Consider the following 20,299-nt stretch of genomic DNA (forward strand, 5'->3'; position numbering starts at 1 on the left):
TTCGGAAAATGAGTAGGGTCAGCGCCAGGAATGATTCAGGGAAACCGGGGAGTACCAGGGTTAGCATCAGATCAGGTTTGGTGAAACTACAATCAGGCTACACACTGAGTTTGCTCATTGGAAGGAGCCGGTAAAAAGAGCAGATTTGGGTACAATACTTTTATATGGGCAGGTATTTTAACAAAGGAGCGATCTGGAATGAAACTGAAGTGGTGAGTGCCTTCAAACAATGGTCTTACCCATTACAAAGTAAGGCTGATCTGTCTCCTTTGTTCAATCGCATTGGAGATGCCAGGATCGTTATGCTTGGCGAGGCCACGCATGGTACCCACGAATTCTATACCTGGCGTTCCTATATCACACGCAAACTGATAGAGGAAAAAGGTTTCCATTTTATTGCGGTAGAAGGAGACTGGCCGGATTGTTACCGTATGAATCGATTCATCAAGGGATATGATCAGGCAAATAAGAGCGCATTCAGGGTGCTGCAGCAGTTCAACCGCTGGCCTTCCTGGATGTGGGCCAACTGGGAAATGGTGGCGCTCTGCGACTGGCTCCTGGAGCATAACAGGCATCAGCCTCTTGAAAACCGCGCAGGCTTTTACGGATTGGATGTTTACAGCCTTTGGGAAAGCCTTGATAATATTCTGGGCTACCTGGAAAAGCATGATGGCGCTGCCCTTCCTGCGGCCAGGAAAGCTTTTGAGTGTTTTGAACCTTATAAACATGATGAAGGTCGCTTATATGCAAAAGCTGCTCAAATGGTGCCCGTATTATGCCAGGATGAAGTAGCTGCAATGCTGAAGAAGATCCGGCAATCCTCACAACAATTCACAACAGATCCTGAAAACGCATTCAACGTGGAGCAAAATGCTATCATAAGTGTAAATGCAGAACATTATTACCGGTCGATGGTCCAGGGTGGTCCGCAAAGCTGGAATATCCGTGATCTCCATATGTCTGAAACGCTTGAACGTTTATTGGAATTGCATGGCCCGGATTCCAAAGCCATTATCTGGGCGCACAACACACATATTGGTGATGCAAGGGCTACAGATATGATTGATGAGGGCATGTACAATCTGGGTGAATTATGCCGGGTGAAAGATGCCGGGGAAGGAGTGGTGCTGATCGGATTCGGAACCTCTAGCGGCACCGTGATGGCCGGAAGATCATGGGGCAGCCCTATGCAGGTGACCGAACTTCCCGAAGCAAAAGCAGGGAGCCTTGAATATTTCCTGCACCAGGCTGGCGCCACCAACAAATTATTACAGATGGATGATCTGTTCGATAATGAGGTGTTGATGGAAAATCATATCGGTCACCGTGCCGTAGGAGTGGTGTACAATCCGGCAATTGAACAATACGGGAATTATGTGCCTACCATACTTCCGTTGCGTTATGACCTGTTCATTCACCTCGACCATACTCAGGCGCTGAATCCACTGCATGTGCAACCCTCCGGCGAGCAAATGCCGGAAACCTACCCGTTCGGATTATAATGGAATTGATCGTTCATGCCTCAACGTGAATCCCATGGCAAAGAAAAAAACACCACCAACAGAAATTCCCGTTCCCGGCAAAGATCCGGAATTGAATCCTTTGCATGTGCCGGAGGAGCCTTTTGAACAACCCGAAGAGGAACCAGGCAGGATACCTGAGGAAGAACCTGGTGAACATCCCTGCGAGATACCGCCTCCTGGTGAGATGGGATAGTATAATGGTAAGGATTAAACGTAATTTTATGAAGAATATATTTGTATTGGCAATATGGATTTGTTGTGGCATACCTGCATTCGCGGTCCGGTATCATTACGGACAATATGTAACCATCAGTAAACCTGTTTTCGAAAATGTATATGTGGCTGGTGGGACTATTATTGTGAATGCGCCTGTACATGGGGACCTGGTGATAGCCGGTGGAACGGTGATCATCAATGATTCAGTGTACAATGATATCCTGTTGGGCGCGGGCACTGTTTCTTTCAATGGTTTTGTGGGAGGTGATATCCGCTGCGCCGGTGGCAAACTGGAGATCAATAAGCAGGTGACTGGTGATATAGTAGTGGCTGGCGGTTCCATTCATGTAGGGATGGATGCGTTCACAGGCAGCTTATTGGCCAGTGGCGGCAATGTTACTATCGATGGCTCCGTGAACGGCAATCTTTCGGGTGTTTTCAATGAACTTGTTTTGAATGGCAGGGTGGCCGAAAATGCAGAATGCCGGGGCGGCAGGATCGAAATCAAAGGCAGTATCGAAGGCAGTTCTGTATTGTCTGCAAAAACATTGAAAATAGATCCAGGCGCTTCGTTTGGCGGCAATGTGCGTTATTGGACAAAAAAGGGCGAAATAGATTTTGGTCATACCATTGAGAATGGCAAAGCCATATTTGATCCTTCCCTTCGGTTCAGCGCTGGTGAATGGTATTTTCTCGGGGCGGCCACCATAACAGGGTTTCTTTTGTATACCGGTATGGTGCTGGTATTGATCTTTGTTATCCAATACCTGTTTGCATCAACGATGAAGAATGCCGCGGGTATGGCCCTTGAGCACAGCCTTCGATCACTATTGACGGGATTCTTATTCCTGTTAGGGGTGCCTGTTGCCATCGTGATCATTTTTGTTACTGTGATAGGCATACCTGTTAGTATCCTGCTGGCGGGCACATACATAGTGGTTTTACTGCTATCCATGATCATAACGGCTGTGGTGATCGCCAACTGGATCAATAATTACAATAACAGGAACTGGAATTTCTGGCGGATCAGCCTGGCGGCGCTGGTAGTATATGTGTTGCTGAAATTATTCAGTATGATGCCATTTGTGGGATGGTTCGTAATGCTTTTCATTGTGGCCATGGCGTTGGGTAGTATCCTGCTGACCATACGGGTGAAGAACAAACAAAAGGCAGAGGTAACTGCCCAATGATGGTCTGGATCAGTGACCTTCTTGGGAACTTTGCTCATGTCTCCATCTTTTTAAATGGGGCATACGTGCAATAGCTCTTTCCAGTATGTCTTCCGGCAATTTTTTTCTTTCCATCATACCGGTCATATGGTTGATCATTTGTTCCATCGTAAGACCAGGGTTTGTGAATTCACCCTGCTGGTAACAATACTTACAATATTCATGGCTGGGTGAACCATCCTTTTCTGTGCCCATCAACTCCTGTGTGAGTGGCATGCTGCAGCTTTGGCAGAATTGGCTGTGTTTCATAATGCTGTTGTTATTGATGCCATGAAGGTAGCAGCCTCTTTGTTTTTTTTCATTGCGGATTATCATTGTACTTATTGATAGTCATCATTGCAGGCCGGCTGAAAAACGGACTGCGCGGTTATTGGATTTTGCAAAATTCAATCTTCCTCTTGAGATTGATCATTCTTCCCGGATTAAAAGGCCGGTAACTTCATTGAAAAATTTTTATGAGAGCGATCGTTGTTGCCACCGATTTTTCAAAGTCTGCCGCCAATGCTGCATCTTATGCTGCTGCCATGGCCCTGACACTGCAAGCTGAAATGTTCCTGTTGCATGCTTATGAAATGCCTGTCAGCACGGGAGAAGTGAGTCTGCCTGTTGATGTGGATGCATTGCAAAGTGATGCAGAGTCTGCGCTGAAAAGTCTGCAGGATAAACTGGAAAAGCAAACAAATGGAAAGTTGTCCATTCGCGGTCAGGTGCATATGGGAGGTTTTTATAACGAGCTTACCACCGTTTGCGAAAAGTTAAAACCTTATGCCGTGGTAATTGGCAGTACCGGTAAAACGGCAGCAGAGCGCCTATTGTTTGGTAGTAATGCTGTGTATACTATGAAACACCTGCCATGGCCGGTTATAGCCATACCTCCGGGAGTTGTCTATTCAAACATTAAAAAGATAGGATTGGCTTGTGATCTGGAGAATGTGGACGCATTACCGCTGGATGAGATCGGAATACTTCTCCGGGATTTTCAGGCGGAATTCCACTTGTTGAATTTCGGATTGAGAACTGCGATGGATTCCCAGGTGAAACATACTTCCCATCTTTTATACCAAAAGCTGCAACCATTAAAAACGAAATTTCACTTTCTGGATAATGGTGATGTTGACCAGGGAATTCTTGATTTTGCGGAGAAGAAACATATCGATCTATTGGTCGTAATACCAAAGCGTAAGAGCCTGATCAATTATTTATTAAAGAAAAGTCATACCCGCCAGTTCGTATTGCATAGTCATGTACCTGTAATGGCATTGCATATGCAGCAATAGGAAGGGGATTGGCATCCGTAGTGAGGTCGGGAATAGTTGACCCGCCCGGCAAAATCAACAATGGGGCCGGGCATTCAAAAGCCACCCGTCATAGGAGGGGTAAGGATAAAAACTGAGATTTATCAGGCGAAATGATAATTGACTTAATCTATAAAAGCGAAATAGCATGAACAAGACCGAAAAAATCCTGCTGGGCTTCACTACAGGAGTGATTGCAGGTATGATCACGGGACTATTGCTGACTCCCGATAACAGAATTGAGAAGGAGAAGAAGAGGGAAAAGAGAAAACGAAAAGAAAAGCCTGAAGAGGAGAGTCCTCTTTTTTTCGAAAAGGCAACAACAGTTGATTTTGATTTTGAGGAACAGGAAACCTGAAAATAGTGGTCATCATCGCGGCAGGAATCACATAGCAAGAGATGAGCAAAATTATTATGCTGATTGTCTTGTTGCGATACATTGTGTAGCTCAATATGAAAGAAGAAAATAAAATAAAGCAATACGTTTTTGAAAATGAAGCTGCAAGAAGACTTCTTGAGTTTTTGATGCAGGAAAATGCCATTCTTAAAACAAGGTTGGCGGGTCTGCTGGAGGAACTGGAAGTTGCCAGGGAATTACTTGAACAGGTAGAGCAATACCAGGAGTGGCTGCTGCAAAATGATCATGAGATCAGTTTTGTCAGGCAAAGATCTGCAGAATTGGAGAAAATGCTCTTCAGGCAACTGCACGATGACGGACTCATGAAATCTGTGGTATTGATGCAAAAACAAATGCGAAAAGATCTCCGCGCGCTCGATGAAGCGTTCAGTGATCTGAAGATGCGATTCAACCAATTTGTTGAATCAGTGGCCTGATCTTATTTCCTGTTCAGAATATCCAGGTCACGAGATCATTGGGATAATTAGTGGAATGGGTGAGGGAATACACCGTTGCCTGGGAGCAGTACTGCATTCCGCTGCCGATGATCATTTGTGCGCGATAAAGACCGGGATCTTGTGATCAGTGATGACATCGTAGATGAAACTTCGTCTGAACAACTCGGAAGTGAAAGATCTTCCGAACGCTCCACTGATCAACATACTGCCTTGCCGGCCGCTCAACCAGGTTGCCAGCATCTTTCTGGCATCGATTTGTAAAGAGAGGCAATTGAAATTGTTGAAATGCAGGTCCATGAGGTCCTTCAGCTTTTTTTCCTCTGGCAGTATGCCATCCTGTTCTCCGTTGAGATATACCACTTCTGTTTTCAAATTGCAAAGCTCCGGGAAGAGATAGGTGAATTGCTTAATGGCAAAAGCAGCTGCAACACTGCCATCGTAGGCGATAATGTTACGGGTAGGGAATTCTGTCTTTTCAGGAATGAGCATCAGCGGGCATTCCGAACGGTGCAGGATATCATGCAGGAAATCATTGATATAATTGGCGTCCTTAACTCCATAAAAAGCCTCATTCCCGATCATCAGCAGATCTGCAAACCTGTATATTGTCAAAAGCGATAAGGATCTTTTTCATGCTTTCATTTTATGTTGGTGAACAGTACTTATTGATACCTGTAACTAAATTCAATCATTCAGTGCGGATATTGAATGATGATGATCAGCAATGGCGGTGAATTTCCTCATTGTATAAGGATGGAATTGGTTGCAGATTTATACTCCGGATTTTCTGAAGAAATGGAAGATGGCAGGATCATTTCCTCATGATTTTTTCATCCCCATTCTTTCTGGCCCTTCAGTGGTGTTCGGTCAACTTTTCTTTTTCTCTTTTTTCCAGAAAAAATAAGGCTTCATTGTCTGTCAGGTCCCGGAACTCTTCAAAGGATTCCGAAACCGCATACAAGACAGGAAGTTGTTGAATGATCACCGCTTCTGCTGATTCCATTTCAATTTCCTTCACTTTATCCAGGGCGGCAACAGGGGCTGCCACTATCACTTTTGCGGCGCCCTTTTTTTTACAGAGCCTGATGGCTGCGATTACTGTAGCAGCAGTAGCAATACCATCATCTGCAATGATCACGGTCTTGTTGGTTAGATCGGGTAATGGCTGTCCTTTCCGGAACAGCTGTACCCTGCGCTGGATCTCCTTCAGTTGCTCATCTTCCACATTGTCCATAGTTTCCTGTGAGATCGATTTTCTGAGATGTGCAGTATAATAAACAGAACCATCTTCAGTGATGGCGCCGAATGCAAATTCCGGGTCACGGGGATAACCCAGTTTTCGCACGATGACTACAGATAATGGTGCATCCAGCTGATGGGAAATATAATAAGCTGTTTCAATACCGCCACGTGGAATGCCCAGTACAATCAAAGGTTGATCGCGGTATTTTTCCAGTTGTGCTGCTAGTTGCAGGGCAGCATCCTGTCTGTTCCTGAACATAAAAAAAGTATTGAAGGAATAATAGAAGAGCAATTCAAAAATAGATTGAAACCGGAAATGATACTATGAGCGTTGTCAGGCATCCGCTTGATCCCGCATCGCATTGCCTTTGACAGAAAAGTCAGGGACAGGGCTGATGCTGGTCATTTCTAAACAGGTTTCAGTAAAGTAATTTGACAAAAATGAAATACAATGTCATTCGATTATCAACGGGACTATAAAATATCACCTGCCTACGACAGGTGCATAGCTTATTTCTGCATGGAATACGCCATTCATCAATCCCTGAAACTGTATGCAGGTGGACTTGGTTTTTTGTCAGGATCGCATTTGAGAAGCGCTTATGCACTCAGACAAAATATGATCGGTATCGGCATACTCTGGAAGTACGGTTATTATGATCAGGTGCGCAAGCCCGATCAAACAATGGATGTGCTGTATATGGAAAAACTATACGGGTACCTGGAACGTACAGATATTCGTTTCACCATTCGCATCAATAATCATGATGTTCACGTAGTGGTATGGTACCTGCCTCCGGAAGTTTTTAAAACAGCGCCCCTGTTCCTTCTCAGTACAGATTCGGATGAAAATGATTATCTCGCCAAAACGATCTCTCATAATCTGTATAGCTCCAATCCGGAAACCAGCGCAGCAGCTGCCATCCTCCTGGGTGCAGGAGGAGCCAGGCTACTCGAACATTTGAACATTGAACCAGATGTATACCATCTCAATGAAAACCATGGTCTTCCTCTCGCATTCTACCTGCTGAACCGGTTCAGGGATTTGAATGCAGTTAAAAAACGTTTGTTGTTCACCAATCATAACCCGGAACCACCAGGAAGCAAAATGGCGGATATTTTCATGCTGGATAAGATCGGATTCTTTTGTGGGCTTCCCATGGAGGATGTGAGAAAAGTGACCGGAGAATCCGGGCATATTCTCGATCTCCCACTTACTGCCTTCAGAATGGCCGGCCTGGCCAATGGCGTTTCCAAAGCACATGCCGCTACTCTGAATAAATTATGGGGGGCACGTAAAGATATCTGCGAGATAAGCTCCGTTACCAATGCACAGTGTTTCAACTACTGGTCCGATGATGAAATGTATAAAGCAGTTTGGAATGAAAACTTCGATCTGTTTGGTGACAGAAAAAGAAAATGTAAGAAAAAACTATTCGAAGAAGTGGCTGACCAGAATGGAGAAATGTATGATCCGCAGGTGTTGACCATTGTGTTTGCCAAACGATTTGCAAACTACAAGCGGCCGGATCTGCTGCTGCGCAATATGGACAGGTTCGATAAGATCGTGAATAACCGGGAAAGACCGGTACAGGTCATCTGGGCTGGCAAACCTTATCCAATGGACTACAACAATATTGCAGTATTCAATAAAGTGGTGGAGGCCTGCAAGCTTTATTCCAACTGCTCCATTTTGGTTGGCTATGAGCTGAAACTGTCCAAATTGCTGAAAGCGGGCGCAGATGTATGGTTGAACGTTCCCCGGCTCGGCCAGGAAGCTTCTGGTACCAGTGGAATGTCTGCAGCCATGAATGGGGCGGTGAATGTATCCATTCCGGATGGCTGGTTCCCGGAGTTCATCAGGGACCAGGAAAACGGCTTCACCATTAAACCTGCAAAGCCATCGCCGCATGTATATGAACAGGATGATGAGGATGCGAACAATATGTATGACCTGCTGGAGGAAGTAGTAATCCCCATGTATTACAATGATCCCATACGCTGGCAATCCATCGTTGCTCAAAGTATGCAGGATGTGATGTGCGCATTCGATAGTGAAAGGATGGTGATTGAATATTATAATCTGTTGTATAGCCGTCTGAATGAACCTGCTTCGATAAAATCGATCGAGATCGCAAATTCAACCTCACCATAATATTCATCATAAAACTATTCTCATGAAAACGATATTGGTGTGTACAGATTTTTCGCCTGCAGCCAGGAATGCCTGTTCATATGCTGCCTCACTGGCTGATTCACTCAAAGCCCGCCTTGTATTGATCAATGCCTGGCAATTGGAACCGGTTGTGGTCACAGATATTTCAAGAGTGATAGTTCCGGCCGATGAAATGCGGCAGCGCAATGAAGACCTTCTTAAACAAGAAATGGTGAGACTACATGCGCTCCGTGATTTGCAGGTGGTCACCAGCTCCCGGGAAGGTTTTCCTGTACAGACCATATTGCAGGCTGTTGAAGAGTGGGATGCCGGCATTATTGTAACAGGTATGAAAGCCGCAGGAAAAAATATCCGGAGGGTCTTCGGTAGTACTGTAACTGGACTGGTGCACAAATCAAATATTCCGGTGATTGTGGTGCCCGAACATGCCTCATTCCAGCAGCCTTCGAATATTGCCCTTGCCTGGCAATCCGATGCTGCTTCGGATACGGATCCGGCTTTGTTGGAGGTCTTGCAGATGATCGGTGAAAAGTTCCATTCCGCCATCTATTTGGTGCATGTATCAAAAAACAAATACAGGGAAGCTTTTGCTGTACTCAACAAGCCCTTCCGGCTGCAACGGATGTTGAAAGAGCTTCAACCAGAATTGGAGAATATTCATGGAAAGGATCTCGGAAAGGTTTTGAGCGAATTCGTCCGGGAAAATGATATTCAGATGCTGGCCTTGATGCCTCACAAACAAAACCTGCTGGATTGGTTGTTTATGGCAAGTGATACCAGGAAACTGGTGTTTGAGTCAATTGTGCCGATCCTGGTACTGCCAGGCATCAAAACGGAAAGATCATAATGCGGTTCAGAAATGCCGGATCAGTGCGATATGTTCATAACCATCCAATACGCCAGGATCTACAAATTCAACATCTCCGCCGCTCGACAATACTTTCTCTATCACATCATCCACAGCATCCCTGATGAATGGTTGCCCTGTATTTGTTTCATTATCGGGTTCAATATCGGATTCTGATTTGTAACGGGCCGGACAAATAAAGTTCTTCTCCACGATCAATAACCGGCCTCTTTTTTCAGAAGCGATCTTCCACACATCCCGCATGCCTTTGGCTAATTTATGATGGCTTCCGGCTTCCTCCAGGTGATGGAGCAAATCTGTCTGCTTCACTTTTTTCCAGTCGGCCACCTGGGGTTGTATGGCTTCCCGGATCTCTGCTTCCGTGGCTTCATCAAAATTGCCATTTACCAGCCCGGTGATCCTTTTATGATGATGCGAGAGTTTGATGAAATGACCAATTACTTTTTCGGGGCCTAAGATGAAAAGAGGGAAATCGTAGGCATTGAGGATGATGCCCAGGCTACTATCCACATGGTGCAGGAATTTATCCAGCACTGTTTCCCGCAGGTCCTGCACAGTGGAAAAATTGCTTACCTGTTCCGGCAGGTCCCGGGGCGCGGCGCCTGTTCCCTGCGGTGTATTGGATACGATGCGGATAAATTCTGTGGTATTGCCGATGAAGATCTTACTGTGCTTATTGCTCAGCACCAATACCAGGTATTTGTGAATATCCTTCTTGGAGAATACCAGATCACGGATCTCGAAAGTATTATCAACAATGATCTTCTCCTCCACCAGGATATCGAGGTAATATACTTTTTCCAATAGAGGCGAAGCAAACAGTGCAATGGTTTTCTTATGTGTGTTGTAATTGAGATGTCGCACAAGACCCTCTAACCGTTCCATCACTGTTTGCTCCTGCATGGAACTGCCGTTCATTTGTTGCTTTACCTGTTCAAGCATTCGATCAAGCCGGTATTCCAGGTCTTTCCTGGAAGACATTTTGGGCTCAAAAGGAACAATGACAGACACAGATGGGTAAGCATGCGGCGCCTGCAGGATTTCTTTTTCTTCTTGAATGATTTCCGGGAACATATGCTTAGGTTTTATATCCAAATGTAAGTTGCTGCTCTGCTTTTTCCTTTGAGGCCGATCAAAGCGCAGTGTGAGTTTGATCAGGATGAAGCAGGAGTGAATCGCCACTGCGATTGAACTGAGCAATGCAGCTACCTTCTTATCAGGATCTTTAGTGGTTCCCATTCTGGAATATAGTCCAGTACCAGTTTTGTTATGCCGATGAACGGTATAAAGAGTATCATTCCTGAAATGCCCCATAACAATCCGCCGGCAAGTATAGCCACCAATGTTGCCCAGGTGCTGACTTTCAGTTGGAAGGCAACCATCCTGGGGAAGATCACATTTGCTTCCAGGTATTGCACAAATGCAAATACACCTACCACACCAATGGGATACCAGATAGAATCTTTGGTGAGCAGCGCTACTGAAATGGGAAGCAGTGCGCTCACGATAATGCCGACATAGGGAATGATAGTCATAATTGCGGTGAGCATCCCAAATAGTATGGCATGCCGTATACCCAGGGCCAGTAACCCAATGCTGTTCAGTATTCCAACTATGATGTATACTTTGATCATCCCCCTGATGAAATCATAATAAGTGTGTATCACTTCATTTAGTATTTGCGGTAATTTCTCTTTATACTTTGGGGAAATGATGCTTCGCAGGAACTCAACAAAATTGTGGCGGTTATACAGGAACAAAGCTGCAAATACTGGCACCAGAAAAACCGAGAGACCGGTTTGGCTGCCACTGCTTACAAGTCGTTCAGCCATATTCTTTGCAGCCATGTTTAAGGTGTCTGTCAATTGTTGCCACCAATCGTTGTCACTTGCCTGCGGCAAATGGAAACTCGCTTCTGTTGAGTGCTGCAATTGGTTCAGTGCTGGCTTTAATTTATCCATCAGGTCCTGGGCATCTTTTAAAAAATAGGATGCCTGCAGTACCAGCAGGCCGATCAAAGCCAGGAAAATCAGGATCACAATGGTCAAACCGAAAGCAATGGCAACACTTCGTGGCCAACCCCGTTTTTCCAGGCGGAAACAAACAGGATACAGCACCATGGCAATCAGTAGTCCGTAGCTCATGGGGACCAGCAATGATCGTCCAAAATATACAACAACCAATATACTGATAGCGATGATCAGGTATTGTGTCTCTTTGCTAAAAGCGCCCAGGTTGATTTTTTGCATTGTTTATCCGTTAAGACAGGGAATATAGCAGGTCTTCGATTTCCGGGGTGTTCAGTTTTCCCAACATAACTATGGATTTATGTTGTTGAAGGTAGGATCATCATTTGTTGAAAACCAGGATGTCCGTCACATGCAACAATGATCTTTGTCAAAGGAACAAGCTGTTTTGTTGAAGTAATTGGCCGGAATAATAGGAAATATTGTAACTTGAAAGAAGTGATTAGTCCCGTTGTCCTGTTATCGTTTTTTAATATCCATAAGTGTACCCGTTAAAGTATCTCAATAAGTATTTAATGAAGAGAATTCTTGTTATAGAAGATAACAGAGATATCCGAGAAAATGCTTTAGAAATGCTGGAACTGGCAAATTATGAAGTGTACGCTGCCTCCAATGGCATGGAAGGTTTACAAATTATCCGCTCTCAAAGACCTGACCTCATCCTCTGCGATATCCATATGCCTGTAATGGATGGATATAGTGTTCTTGAAAATGTAAAGAAGGACCCTTCCCTGAATGAGATCCCCGTAATTATCCTTTCAGCTTTCAGTGAAAGAACAGAAGTGCAGAAAGGTTTGCAGAATGGGGCTTCTCATTACATTATCAAGCCATTCGATGATGAACAGTTATTGAGAGTAGTGGAGTCATTCATTAACACCTGAAGCAATTTAACTCTTAGGATGAATACTGACCAATTTGGTCAGCAAGGTTTTGTATGGTCAGTGCAACAGGAGTGAAAGGGATTTTACCCGTTTATAATCTTCTGAATCTGCTTTTTGCAGCAAGAGATATTCTATAATATGGTTCAAACTGACCACGCCAGTAAAGTAGCCGTTCTCCATTACCGGAAATATTTTTTTGTCGTTGACTGCCAATTGCTCCAGTAATGGGTCTACCAGTTGATTGGCATCCAGGATCTCATCGTCATACCTGTGCAGGTCCTTCAATTGCGTGTTTTCTCTCTTCTCTGCAAGTGCAGTTATAATGTTGAGCCTGTTGATAGAGCCAATGGGTTTGTCTTCTTCCAATACCACAAAATACTCACTATGGTTGTGCAATAAAATATCACTGGCCTGCCTGGCAGTGAAATTGGATGGCAGGCTGTGGTAATCAAACATAGTTACATCCCTGATCCTGACATCTTTCACCAGTGACCGGATCTGCAGATAATATTCTTCTGTATCTTCTGCAAAAATGATGAAAAAACCTGCGATGGGAAGTAAGGGACTGAAGAATACGATGCCCGCTCCAATCATAACAGCAGCAATGAACTTGCCTGTAATATTGGCGATATAAGTAGCCCTGATATAGTTCAATCTGAAAGCGAGTAAAGCACGCAATACCCTGCCGCCATCCAGGGGGAAGGCTGGTATCAAATTGAATATCGCCAGAACTATATTGGCCAGGAACAAATTCAAAATGAAATCATGGCCGTGAGCAATACTGACCTGTGTGTAATCTGCAGGGATCATCGTTTCAGCAGGAAACATGATCTTCAATAACCCGGCAATGATCAGGTTCACCAGTGGGCCCGAAAAGCTGATCAGTAATTCCTGCCTGGGGTTTCCCGGGAATTTCCCGATACTGGCTATTCCTCCAAATGGCATCAATACAATATTTTTCGCTTCAATGCCATATTCCATAGCAGTGACGGCATGACCCAGTTCATGCAATAATACTGAAATGAACAGGCCGGCAATGAAAAGGACTGCCCAGCTGAGTTCAATGATATTGCTGCCATTGTGAGCATTCACCAGGAATACCCAACCGAATAGCAACAGGAATGTCCAGTGCAGGAAGATATTGATGCCGCGTACACTGATGAGCTTAAATGATCCATGCATAAAAAAGGAATTGAACAATGATCAGGAATAAAACCCGCCGGCAACCGGCGGGTAAACACTACAAAAAACCAACCTTAATAGACCCCCTATTTAACCTGGACCTGCTTTGACAGAGCAGTTTTTTTAGCTTCTTCTTTTTTGGGTAAGGCAATTTTCAGTACACCGTCATCATAACTGGCTTCGATCTTTTCCTTGATCACTTCTTCTGGTATGGTAAAGCTGCGGGTGAAAGAAGAATAATTGTACTCTTTACGGGTATGACGGGAATCTTTCTCTTCTTTCGTGTCTTCCTTTTCACAACTGATGGTAAGCATATTGCCATCAATGTCGATCTTAAAATCATGTTTTTTAAGACCGGGGGCTGCCAGTGAAAGCTGGTATTGGTCTTTGTTGTCTGTGATGTTTACAGCCGGTACGGTAGCTGGTTTAAAAAATCCTCCGTTTGGAAACCAATCTCCCCAGGGTTTAAAGAAATCATCAAATACTGAAGGGAATTGGTCCAACCTCCTGGTAAGTTCCTTAGTAGACATTGTAACCTCCTGTTTTAATTGTGAATGATGTTGATTAAAGATACTTACCTGTAATGCCCCGGAGCAAAGACCTGCGTCAGACAGATGCATGAGAATCATCAAGACAGGCCCGGGTATTTGCTCAGGAAACTGAACCTGAACGGTCCGGCATTCCTGATCTTTTGGATGAACGCTTTCAGGCGCAATACACTCAGCGGATTATCCAGGGCAGGGTCATGACAGAGGATCACAAGATGTTGCGGGGTGAAAGTATTATGGTTGCGGATGGTTTGCCTGATCCTGAAAATAAGATCATCTTCCGGTTCCAGGGACAGGTCTGTGCCGGAATAATTCCATTCAAGGTCCCAGCCAATCACCTGGTAACCGTTACGGGCAAGCGAATCTGCGATAGCGTTGCCGTCTTCCAGGTCATTCCTGCTGCGTGTACCGGTCCGCCATGCATTCCTCCCAGGCAGGCGGGCGAGTTGATTGGTAAAGCCCAGTGAGTCCTGGTTCTTTTTGAAATCCTTCGCCACATCACCGGGGCGACTGTAATACTGATGGTACTTTCTGTTGGCGTGGGAATAACTATGATTACCAGCTTCTATCCAGGGTGAGGCCTGCATATGTTTCCAGATCAGCTTAGTGCTGTCGTTCTTCAATACAAAACATCCGATCAGGAATACGTTGATGGGCACCTGGCAGGAGTCGGCAATTTGCAGCAAAGCCTGGCTGCCGGGCACGATGCCATCGTCAAACGTAAGGTAAAGTGTTATTGAATCTTTTTGACAGACAGAGCCCGGCGGACTGATTTGGTCAGGAAAGGAGGCTGGTTGTATTGCGCTCAAACATGCGATTAAAACTAAAGCGAAGAAGGCACTATTGATAATTCTCATTTTTTGGTTCAATGTACAGCCTGTAAATAGCAGTGGAAATGACGGTGATCATTGATTTGTATGATTTATAAAGACTATTGCGCTAAAATTCGATAACTTTAAAAAGGGCCATTGCATGTTTCATTACTGGAGGTTATATTTTTTTTTTTTTTTACGGTGCTGCTGGTACAACCGTTACCCTTGAAATACCGCACTTATAGGCATCCGAAAAATATAACCATACAATTGCATCCGATGAAAAGAACAATTTTAGTAATAGATGATAATACTGATATCAGGGAAAATATTGCTGAGATACTGGAGCTGGCTGGTTACAATGTTGTTGTGGCAGAGAATGGTAAACGTGGAGTGGAACTGGCCATTGACAGCCATCCAGATCTGATCATTTGCGATATCATGATGCCCGAGTTAGACGGTTATGGAGTGTTGCACCTGCTGAGGATGAAGCCCGAAACTGCCGGTGTCCCATTTATTTTTCTCACTGCCAAAATTGAAAGGGGTGACTGGCGAAAAGGAATGGAAATGGGAGCGGATGATTATATCACCAAACCATTTGAGAACATTGATCTGCTCAGGGCGGTGGAAGCCCGATTGAAGAAGCTGGAAATCGTTCAGGCAAAATATGAAACCGGAGAAAAGGGCGCTAATGAATTCATCAGGGAACTGAAGGTTTCCGGTTTCCTGCCATTGGACCCCGAACAATATGATGCAGTTGCCCTGCAAAGAAAAATGTTGCTTTACCAGGAAGGTAAAAGGCCAAAGTTTCTCTATTATGTCAGGAGTGGAAAGATCAAGACCTATAAATTACATCCGGATGGCAAAGAGTATGTGACCAACCTGTATGGCAAAGGAGATTATATCGGTCATATGGCATTATTGGAAAATGCCAATTACGATGATAATGCCGAAGTGCTGGAGGATGCAGAGATCACTTCCATTCCCCGGGAGGACTTCTTGCAGGCAATTTTCAATGATCTGAATATTGCCACTAAGTTCATTAGATTGATCTCAAAGGAAGTAAAGGAAAAAGAGGACAGGTTATTACACCTGGCCTACGATTCATTGAGAAAGCGGGTAGCAAAAGCGCTCACGGATATTCATCAGAAGTTCAGTAAGGAACAGGCAGTTGCCGATCATATTCAAATACCCCGGGAAGATATTGCCAGGTATGTGGGTACTGCCACGGAGTCGCTTATACGAACCCTTAGTGAATTCAAGTCCGAGAAGTTGATCGAAATCAGAGATGGTAAGATCATGGTCCTTGAAATAGAAAAATTGAAGAATCTTCTGTATTGATCAGTTATTGTCGCGGTTCAGATCATAATCACCTGTTTCAGTTCCGCTGGCGGTAATTGTACTTTCCATTCCATGCTTGTTCTGCTGATCCAGCGTCCAGTTGTCAGTAGCGGTGGTTTCCAGCCAAAGTTCGCCTGATCTCCTGAATACCTGTACTTTCAGATTGAATGTTTTTTCAAATGACTCTTCCAGCTCTGCTACTGTTGTACGCGGGGAGAATGTGAGTGCGCCAGTTTTGAATTTTCCCTGTGTGGCCTTGCTTACCCTGACTGAAGGATGTAATAATTGCTCAGGTATTTCACTCATCACCGGCCCACCTTTGAAAAATTCAATCTTCAGAAATGGGAAATAATCGGAGAACTTGTTTTGCAACTCCCAGATGGTAGTATGTGTTTGTATTTGCAGTTGCATTTGCATTTGTTTGTTGTTCATAGTTAACTGTGTGCGATGAATAAAGGCAAATGAAGTGATTTCATGAGGATATCAGCCATGCTGGGTCTGAACCAACGGGAAACCATGCCTCTCCGGTAGGCGCCCAGTACTACCAGTGTGCCGGAAGGCTCATGTTTGAGGTGATCAAGTATCACTGTTTCCGGCAAGCCTCTCAGGATCTTGTATTCCGCATTGTTGAAATGCCTGTCCATGAATTCAGTCATCAGTCTTTTGTCAGGCAGGGATAATTGATCTTCCCCGGATTGCACGGTAATCACTTCAATTTGTTGCGATTTCAGCGAAGGCAACAAATAACTGAACATACGGACAGCATAAACCGAAGATGGCTCCCCATCGTATAACAATACCACTTTTTTGATGGGTTCATATTGTGCCGGAGCGATGAAAACAGGACATTCAACATTGGCCAGCAGGGTACGCATGAACCTGGTAGGTTGGTTTTCCTCATAGGCCATAAATGTTTCTTTCCCGTCAATGAACAAGAGGTCTGCATAGATGCTTTCATGCAGGATCTCCTGTATGGCAAAACTTCTGTCGCGATGCAGGTTGTACTCGATATCCACTTCTGTGCACAATTGCTGGAATTTCCGGGCCGATTCCTGCCGGGTCTTCATATCTTCTTTGTCCATTTCTTCCCTTTTTTCTTCAATACTGGCTGTATTGCTCACAAGCTCATAGATCTTATAGGAATGGTTGGTCCAATCGTCGAGCAGCACTCCGGTCAGGTGTGCATTTGACAGGTTTGCCAGCCGTGTGGCATAGAGCGCTGTGCTCTCTGAATATTTAAGACCATCGATAGCGGCTATGAATTTTTTCATGATCTACGATTAATGATGGGTGATAAACAGTGGCTGTGAAGTTGTTTTCAATACCACATCAGCAGAACTATGCCTGAAAAAATTAGAGACTGTATTGCGCCCATAAGCGCCCATTACAATCAGGCTTTTGTTTTTTTCTATCAGGTAACCGAGCATTGCATTGTCTGTAGGTCCCGGCAGCAGCACATAGTTGATATTACTAAACCTGGTTTCCATCCATTCTTTGAAGCTGTTGCTGTATAAAGCCGGCTCTCTGCCCGGTTCCACTACTTCCAATACGGTAATTCTGAGTTCATGAAGGTCCGGCAGCAGGTCTGCGAGCTGTTTGATCGCAAACATGCAGGCCTGACCACCATTGTAGGCAAAAATGATTTCGTCAATTCCTTCAAACGTTAATGGAGCAATAATTACGGGGCATTCTGATTCTGCCAGTACTTTTTTTGCCACAGCGCCTGGTACTTCATTGATGCTTGCATCAAAACCTGCTTCTGCATCGATTACCACCATGTCGGAAAACCTCGTTTCACGGATGATCTCCTGTAAGGTCATGTCTTTGTTTTCATGAACATGATTGATGATTCCGTGATTGTCGAAATAAGATTTGAAATATTGGATCTGCTGTTCAATCGATTTCTGTTTTTCTTTAAGCAGGGTGGATGCTTCGTTCAATTCGTATTCTACATATGGTTGTTCTTCATTGCCGGTACTCAAATTGTCCCTGTCTGCGGACTGGTCCTCCAGGAAAATGCCCTTGATGCCGGATTTGGTAAGCCTGGCCAGATAACAACCGAATGCCAATGTGTGTTGGTTTAGATGAACCGGGTCCACCACTAACAGGATCTTTTTCATTGTAATTGCTGTTTTGATAAAATTAATTACAACATTCAGTGATTAAAGATGACAGCTGTCATTGCCATTGTTGATTATGCTCAAATGAAAACAGGCATTGTGCAGGTAAGGGCATTACCTGAATGAGGAACGGATAGAAGACAGGAGCGTAGCACCACTCCAGGATCCTGAAACCAGTAAACGCCTGATAGTATACAATGGGTAGGTACCGGATAGTTTACCGGAGAGTTGAAAAGCTGCTTTAATATTGTGCCTGCTCAGTTCGCCAGCCGATTTTTCGTTCCAGGTCCCATTTGGCCAGGCAAAATAGTCAACCGTCTTTCCTGTAATCCTTTGTAATAATTTTTTTGGTTGATCTATTTGCAATGGCCATTCCTCCAAAGAGACTTTGCGCATATCAGGATGATCCCAGGTGTGAAGAGCAATACAATTCCCATTGTCTGACAAGATTTTTATTTGTTCAGCCGTCAGATAACCCGGTTTGTTAATTGTAACGGTCATTATAAAAAAAACTGCTTTGAAGCCATATTGTTTGAGTATTGGCGGGGCTATTGAGTATTGCTCCTCCCTGGAGTCGTCGAAGCTGATCAGAACAGGGTGCGAGGGGAGGCTGTCTCCACGGGTAAGGTAATTGTATAATTGTTCTGGTGTTATACTGTGATAGCCACTGTCGTGAAGCATTTTGATATGTCTGCTAAAAACTTCAGTGCTGATGGTATAATCAGGAGCCTGTCCTGAAACCAATGGCCTGATATTATGATAGCATATCACGGGGACTTCGTGTTGTACTATTCTCAATGTATGCTGCTGGTATGTAAAGCTGATGATCAGCAGTTCAATGATTTTAAGAATTGACATACAATTGTGTTTGGTAAGGAACAATTCTACACTGAATGTAAGCTTCCTGGCTCCTTTTTCGCCTGTCTGCTGTCAGGCCCGCTTATGAGATAGCTCATGGTGTTTGAATAAGCGCTATTTTATTTACCTTCAGGTTTAAATAGTACATCGTGACGCAGGTTCTAACTTTCACACCCAATCCATGTATTGACAAGATTGTATCTGTTCCGGTGCTGATCGCCGACAAGAAATTATATTGTTCTGTTTTGATGCGACAACCTGGTGGAGGAGGTATCAATGTAGCGCGTGTGATCAGGAGGCTTGGTGCATCAGTAAAAGCTTTGTTCCCATCCGGAGGTTCAACAGGGGGCTTGCTCGAAGACTTATTGCGGGAAGAAGATATACAATCAGGTGTTGTGAAAGTTGTGCACAGTACCCGTGAAAACATCATGCTTACTGAGACCACCACCAATCGCCAGTTTCGCCTTGGTATGCCAGGAGAAGCACTTTCTGACGAGGAATGGCGGCAATGTATCAGGATGATCAGGGATGAAGCTGATTGCCGTTATATTGTTATCAGCGGCAGCCTTCCTGATCAGGCGCCATCGGATCTTATGTTGCAGATAGCAGCGATAGCCAGGGAAAAGCGGGCCAGGTTAATAGTAGACTCTTCTGGTGAAACGCTGAAAGCGGCAGTAAAGGAAGGAGCGTTCCTGCTAAAACCGAATCTCTCTGAATTGGCCAGCCTGGCGGGAAAGCAGGAGTTGAATGAAAGTCAGGCGGTGGAAGAAGCTAAAAAGCTTGTAGATAATAAGTGTTGCGAAATTGTAGTTGTATCCATGGATGCCCGTGGCGCTTTGATGGTAACCGGGCAGGAATGTTACCATGCTATACCTCCCGTAGTAAAACCCAAAAGCAGCGTTGGAGCCGGAGACAGTATGGTGGGTGGAATGGTTTACAGTTTGCTTCAGGGGAATTCATTACCTGATGTATTCCGAATGGGAGTAGCATGCGGCACTGCTGCTATTATGAATCCGGGAACAACGCTCTGCGAAATCGAAGATGTGACTGCAATTTTTGATCAGGTAAGAATCCTGCCAATACAATGATCAGAAATGAAATAGTCCATTACACCGTTCACCGTTGG

General features: G+C 44.6%; 23 protein-coding genes. 11 read left to right on the top strand and 12 right to left on the bottom strand.

The window, feature by feature from the left end; all coding sequences use genetic code 11:
* The first annotated feature begins 164 nt into the window (after positions 1-164).
* Genes D9Y29_RS09585 through D9Y29_RS09595 form a run of 3 tightly spaced genes read left to right on the top strand, consistent with a single transcriptional unit; the run spans position 165 to position 2,929 of the window.
* Entirely contained in the window at positions 165-1,502 is a 1,338-nt protein-coding gene (locus D9Y29_RS09585; protein WP_127127418.1) for an erythromycin esterase family protein, read from the top strand.
* Positions 1,503-1,536: 34 nt separating this feature from the next.
* Positions 1,537-1,716 carry a hypothetical protein gene (locus D9Y29_RS09590; RefSeq protein WP_127127420.1) on the top strand — a complete coding sequence of 60 codons (180 nt, stop codon included), beginning with the start codon at positions 1,537-1,539 and terminating at the stop codon, positions 1,714-1,716.
* A 28-nt stretch (positions 1,717-1,744) separates the two neighbouring features.
* Entirely contained in the window at positions 1,745-2,929 is a 1,185-nt protein-coding gene (locus tag D9Y29_RS09595; protein ID WP_127127422.1) for a bactofilin family protein, read from the top strand.
* Positions 2,930-2,938: 9 nt separating this feature from the next.
* Here the strand turns inward: D9Y29_RS09595 and D9Y29_RS09600 are convergent, their stop codons facing one another.
* Complete coding sequence (locus tag D9Y29_RS09600) at positions 2,939-3,217, bottom strand: zinc ribbon domain-containing protein (RefSeq protein WP_127127424.1); 279 nt, start codon at positions 3,215-3,217, stop codon at positions 2,939-2,941.
* 206 nt (positions 3,218-3,423) lie between these two features.
* Here D9Y29_RS09600 and D9Y29_RS09605 point away from each other — a divergent pair, with 206 nt between their 5' ends.
* The 3 genes from D9Y29_RS09605 (at position 3,424) to D9Y29_RS09615 (ending at position 5,097) form a co-directional block, all read left to right on the top strand.
* Positions 3,424-4,245, top strand: a complete 822-nt coding sequence (locus D9Y29_RS09605) for a universal stress protein (protein ID WP_127127426.1) — start codon at positions 3,424-3,426, stop codon at positions 4,243-4,245.
* 166 nt (positions 4,246-4,411) lie between these two features.
* Positions 4,412-4,621, top strand: a complete 210-nt coding sequence (locus tag D9Y29_RS09610; protein WP_127127427.1) for a hypothetical protein — start codon at positions 4,412-4,414, stop codon at positions 4,619-4,621.
* A 95-nt stretch (positions 4,622-4,716) separates the two neighbouring features.
* A complete protein-coding gene (locus D9Y29_RS09615) occupies positions 4,717-5,097 on the top strand; it encodes a hypothetical protein (protein ID WP_127127428.1) in 381 nt (126 codons plus the stop codon).
* Positions 5,098-5,208: 111 nt separating this feature from the next.
* Here the strand turns inward: D9Y29_RS09615 and D9Y29_RS09620 are convergent, their stop codons facing one another.
* Positions 5,209-5,730, bottom strand: coding sequence for a hypothetical protein (locus D9Y29_RS09620; RefSeq protein WP_127127430.1), 522 nt, complete (start codon positions 5,728-5,730; stop codon positions 5,209-5,211).
* Between the two features lie 241 nt (positions 5,731-5,971).
* Positions 5,972-6,619 carry a phosphoribosyltransferase gene (locus tag D9Y29_RS09625; RefSeq protein WP_127127432.1) on the bottom strand — a complete coding sequence of 216 codons (648 nt, stop codon included), beginning with the start codon at positions 6,617-6,619 and terminating at the stop codon, positions 5,972-5,974.
* Positions 6,620-6,811: 192 nt separating this feature from the next.
* Here D9Y29_RS09625 and glgP point away from each other — a divergent pair, with 192 nt between their 5' ends.
* Complete coding sequence (glgP, locus tag D9Y29_RS09630; protein ID WP_127127434.1) at positions 6,812-8,515, top strand: alpha-glucan family phosphorylase; 1,704 nt, start codon at positions 6,812-6,814, stop codon at positions 8,513-8,515.
* A gap of 22 nt (positions 8,516-8,537) precedes the next feature.
* On the top strand, positions 8,538-9,383 hold the full coding sequence (locus tag D9Y29_RS09635) for a universal stress protein (RefSeq protein WP_127127436.1): 846 nt from the start codon (positions 8,538-8,540) through the stop codon (positions 9,381-9,383).
* A 6-nt stretch (positions 9,384-9,389) separates the two neighbouring features.
* On the opposite strand, the gene D9Y29_RS09640 is transcribed toward D9Y29_RS09635, so the two are convergent.
* A complete protein-coding gene (locus D9Y29_RS09640; protein ID WP_127127438.1) occupies positions 9,390-10,478 on the bottom strand; it encodes a baeRF3 domain-containing protein in 1,089 nt (362 codons plus the stop codon).
* 131 nt (positions 10,479-10,609) lie between these two features.
* Positions 10,610-11,653, bottom strand: coding sequence for an AI-2E family transporter (locus D9Y29_RS09645; protein WP_241237883.1), 1,044 nt, complete (start codon positions 11,651-11,653; stop codon positions 10,610-10,612).
* A gap of 293 nt (positions 11,654-11,946) precedes the next feature.
* Between D9Y29_RS09645 and D9Y29_RS09650 the strand changes: the two genes are divergently transcribed.
* A complete protein-coding gene (locus D9Y29_RS09650) occupies positions 11,947-12,312 on the top strand; it encodes a response regulator (protein ID WP_127127440.1) in 366 nt (121 codons plus the stop codon).
* A 57-nt stretch (positions 12,313-12,369) separates the two neighbouring features.
* Here D9Y29_RS09650 and D9Y29_RS09655 read toward each other — a convergent pair whose 3' ends face one another.
* The 3 genes from D9Y29_RS09655 to D9Y29_RS09665 form a co-directional block, all read right to left on the bottom strand.
* Positions 12,370-13,494 carry a site-2 protease family protein gene (locus D9Y29_RS09655; RefSeq protein WP_127127442.1) on the bottom strand — a complete coding sequence of 375 codons (1,125 nt, stop codon included), beginning with the start codon at positions 13,492-13,494 and terminating at the stop codon, positions 12,370-12,372.
* Between the two features lie 86 nt (positions 13,495-13,580).
* A complete protein-coding gene (locus D9Y29_RS09660; protein WP_127127444.1) occupies positions 13,581-14,024 on the bottom strand; it encodes an Hsp20/alpha crystallin family protein in 444 nt (147 codons plus the stop codon).
* A 98-nt stretch (positions 14,025-14,122) separates the two neighbouring features.
* On the bottom strand, positions 14,123-14,851 hold the full coding sequence (locus D9Y29_RS09665) for a polysaccharide deacetylase family protein (RefSeq protein ID WP_164735333.1): 729 nt from the start codon (positions 14,849-14,851) through the stop codon (positions 14,123-14,125).
* A gap of 282 nt (positions 14,852-15,133) precedes the next feature.
* Between D9Y29_RS09665 and D9Y29_RS09670 the strand changes: the two genes are divergently transcribed.
* Positions 15,134-16,195: a response regulator gene (locus D9Y29_RS09670; RefSeq protein WP_127127448.1), complete on the top strand. Its 1,062-nt coding sequence runs from the start codon at positions 15,134-15,136 to the stop codon at positions 16,193-16,195.
* On the opposite strand, the gene D9Y29_RS09675 is transcribed toward D9Y29_RS09670, so the two are convergent.
* From D9Y29_RS09675 to D9Y29_RS09690, 4 genes are all read right to left on the bottom strand, one after another.
* The gene (locus D9Y29_RS09675) at positions 16,196-16,606 is read right to left on the bottom strand and encodes a hypothetical protein (RefSeq protein WP_127127450.1); all 411 of its coding nucleotides are present in this window, start codon (positions 16,604-16,606) and stop codon (positions 16,196-16,198) included.
* A gap of 23 nt (positions 16,607-16,629) precedes the next feature.
* Positions 16,630-17,466 carry a universal stress protein gene (locus D9Y29_RS09680; RefSeq protein WP_127127452.1) on the bottom strand — a complete coding sequence of 279 codons (837 nt, stop codon included), beginning with the start codon at positions 17,464-17,466 and terminating at the stop codon, positions 16,630-16,632.
* A gap of 9 nt (positions 17,467-17,475) precedes the next feature.
* On the bottom strand, positions 17,476-18,315 hold the full coding sequence (locus tag D9Y29_RS09685) for a universal stress protein (RefSeq protein ID WP_127127454.1): 840 nt from the start codon (positions 18,313-18,315) through the stop codon (positions 17,476-17,478).
* 114 nt (positions 18,316-18,429) lie between these two features.
* Positions 18,430-19,173, bottom strand: coding sequence for a polysaccharide deacetylase family protein (locus D9Y29_RS09690; RefSeq protein WP_127127456.1), 744 nt, complete (start codon positions 19,171-19,173; stop codon positions 18,430-18,432).
* 149 nt (positions 19,174-19,322) lie between these two features.
* Between D9Y29_RS09690 and D9Y29_RS09695 the strand changes: the two genes are divergently transcribed.
* Entirely contained in the window at positions 19,323-20,261 is a 939-nt protein-coding gene (locus tag D9Y29_RS09695; protein WP_164735334.1) for a 1-phosphofructokinase family hexose kinase, read from the top strand.
* Positions 20,262-20,299: the final 38 nt, after the last annotated feature.

It is taken from the genome of Pseudoflavitalea rhizosphaerae (assembly GCF_003991355.1).
GTDB lineage: Bacteria > Bacteroidota > Bacteroidia > Chitinophagales > Chitinophagaceae > Pseudobacter > Pseudobacter rhizosphaerae.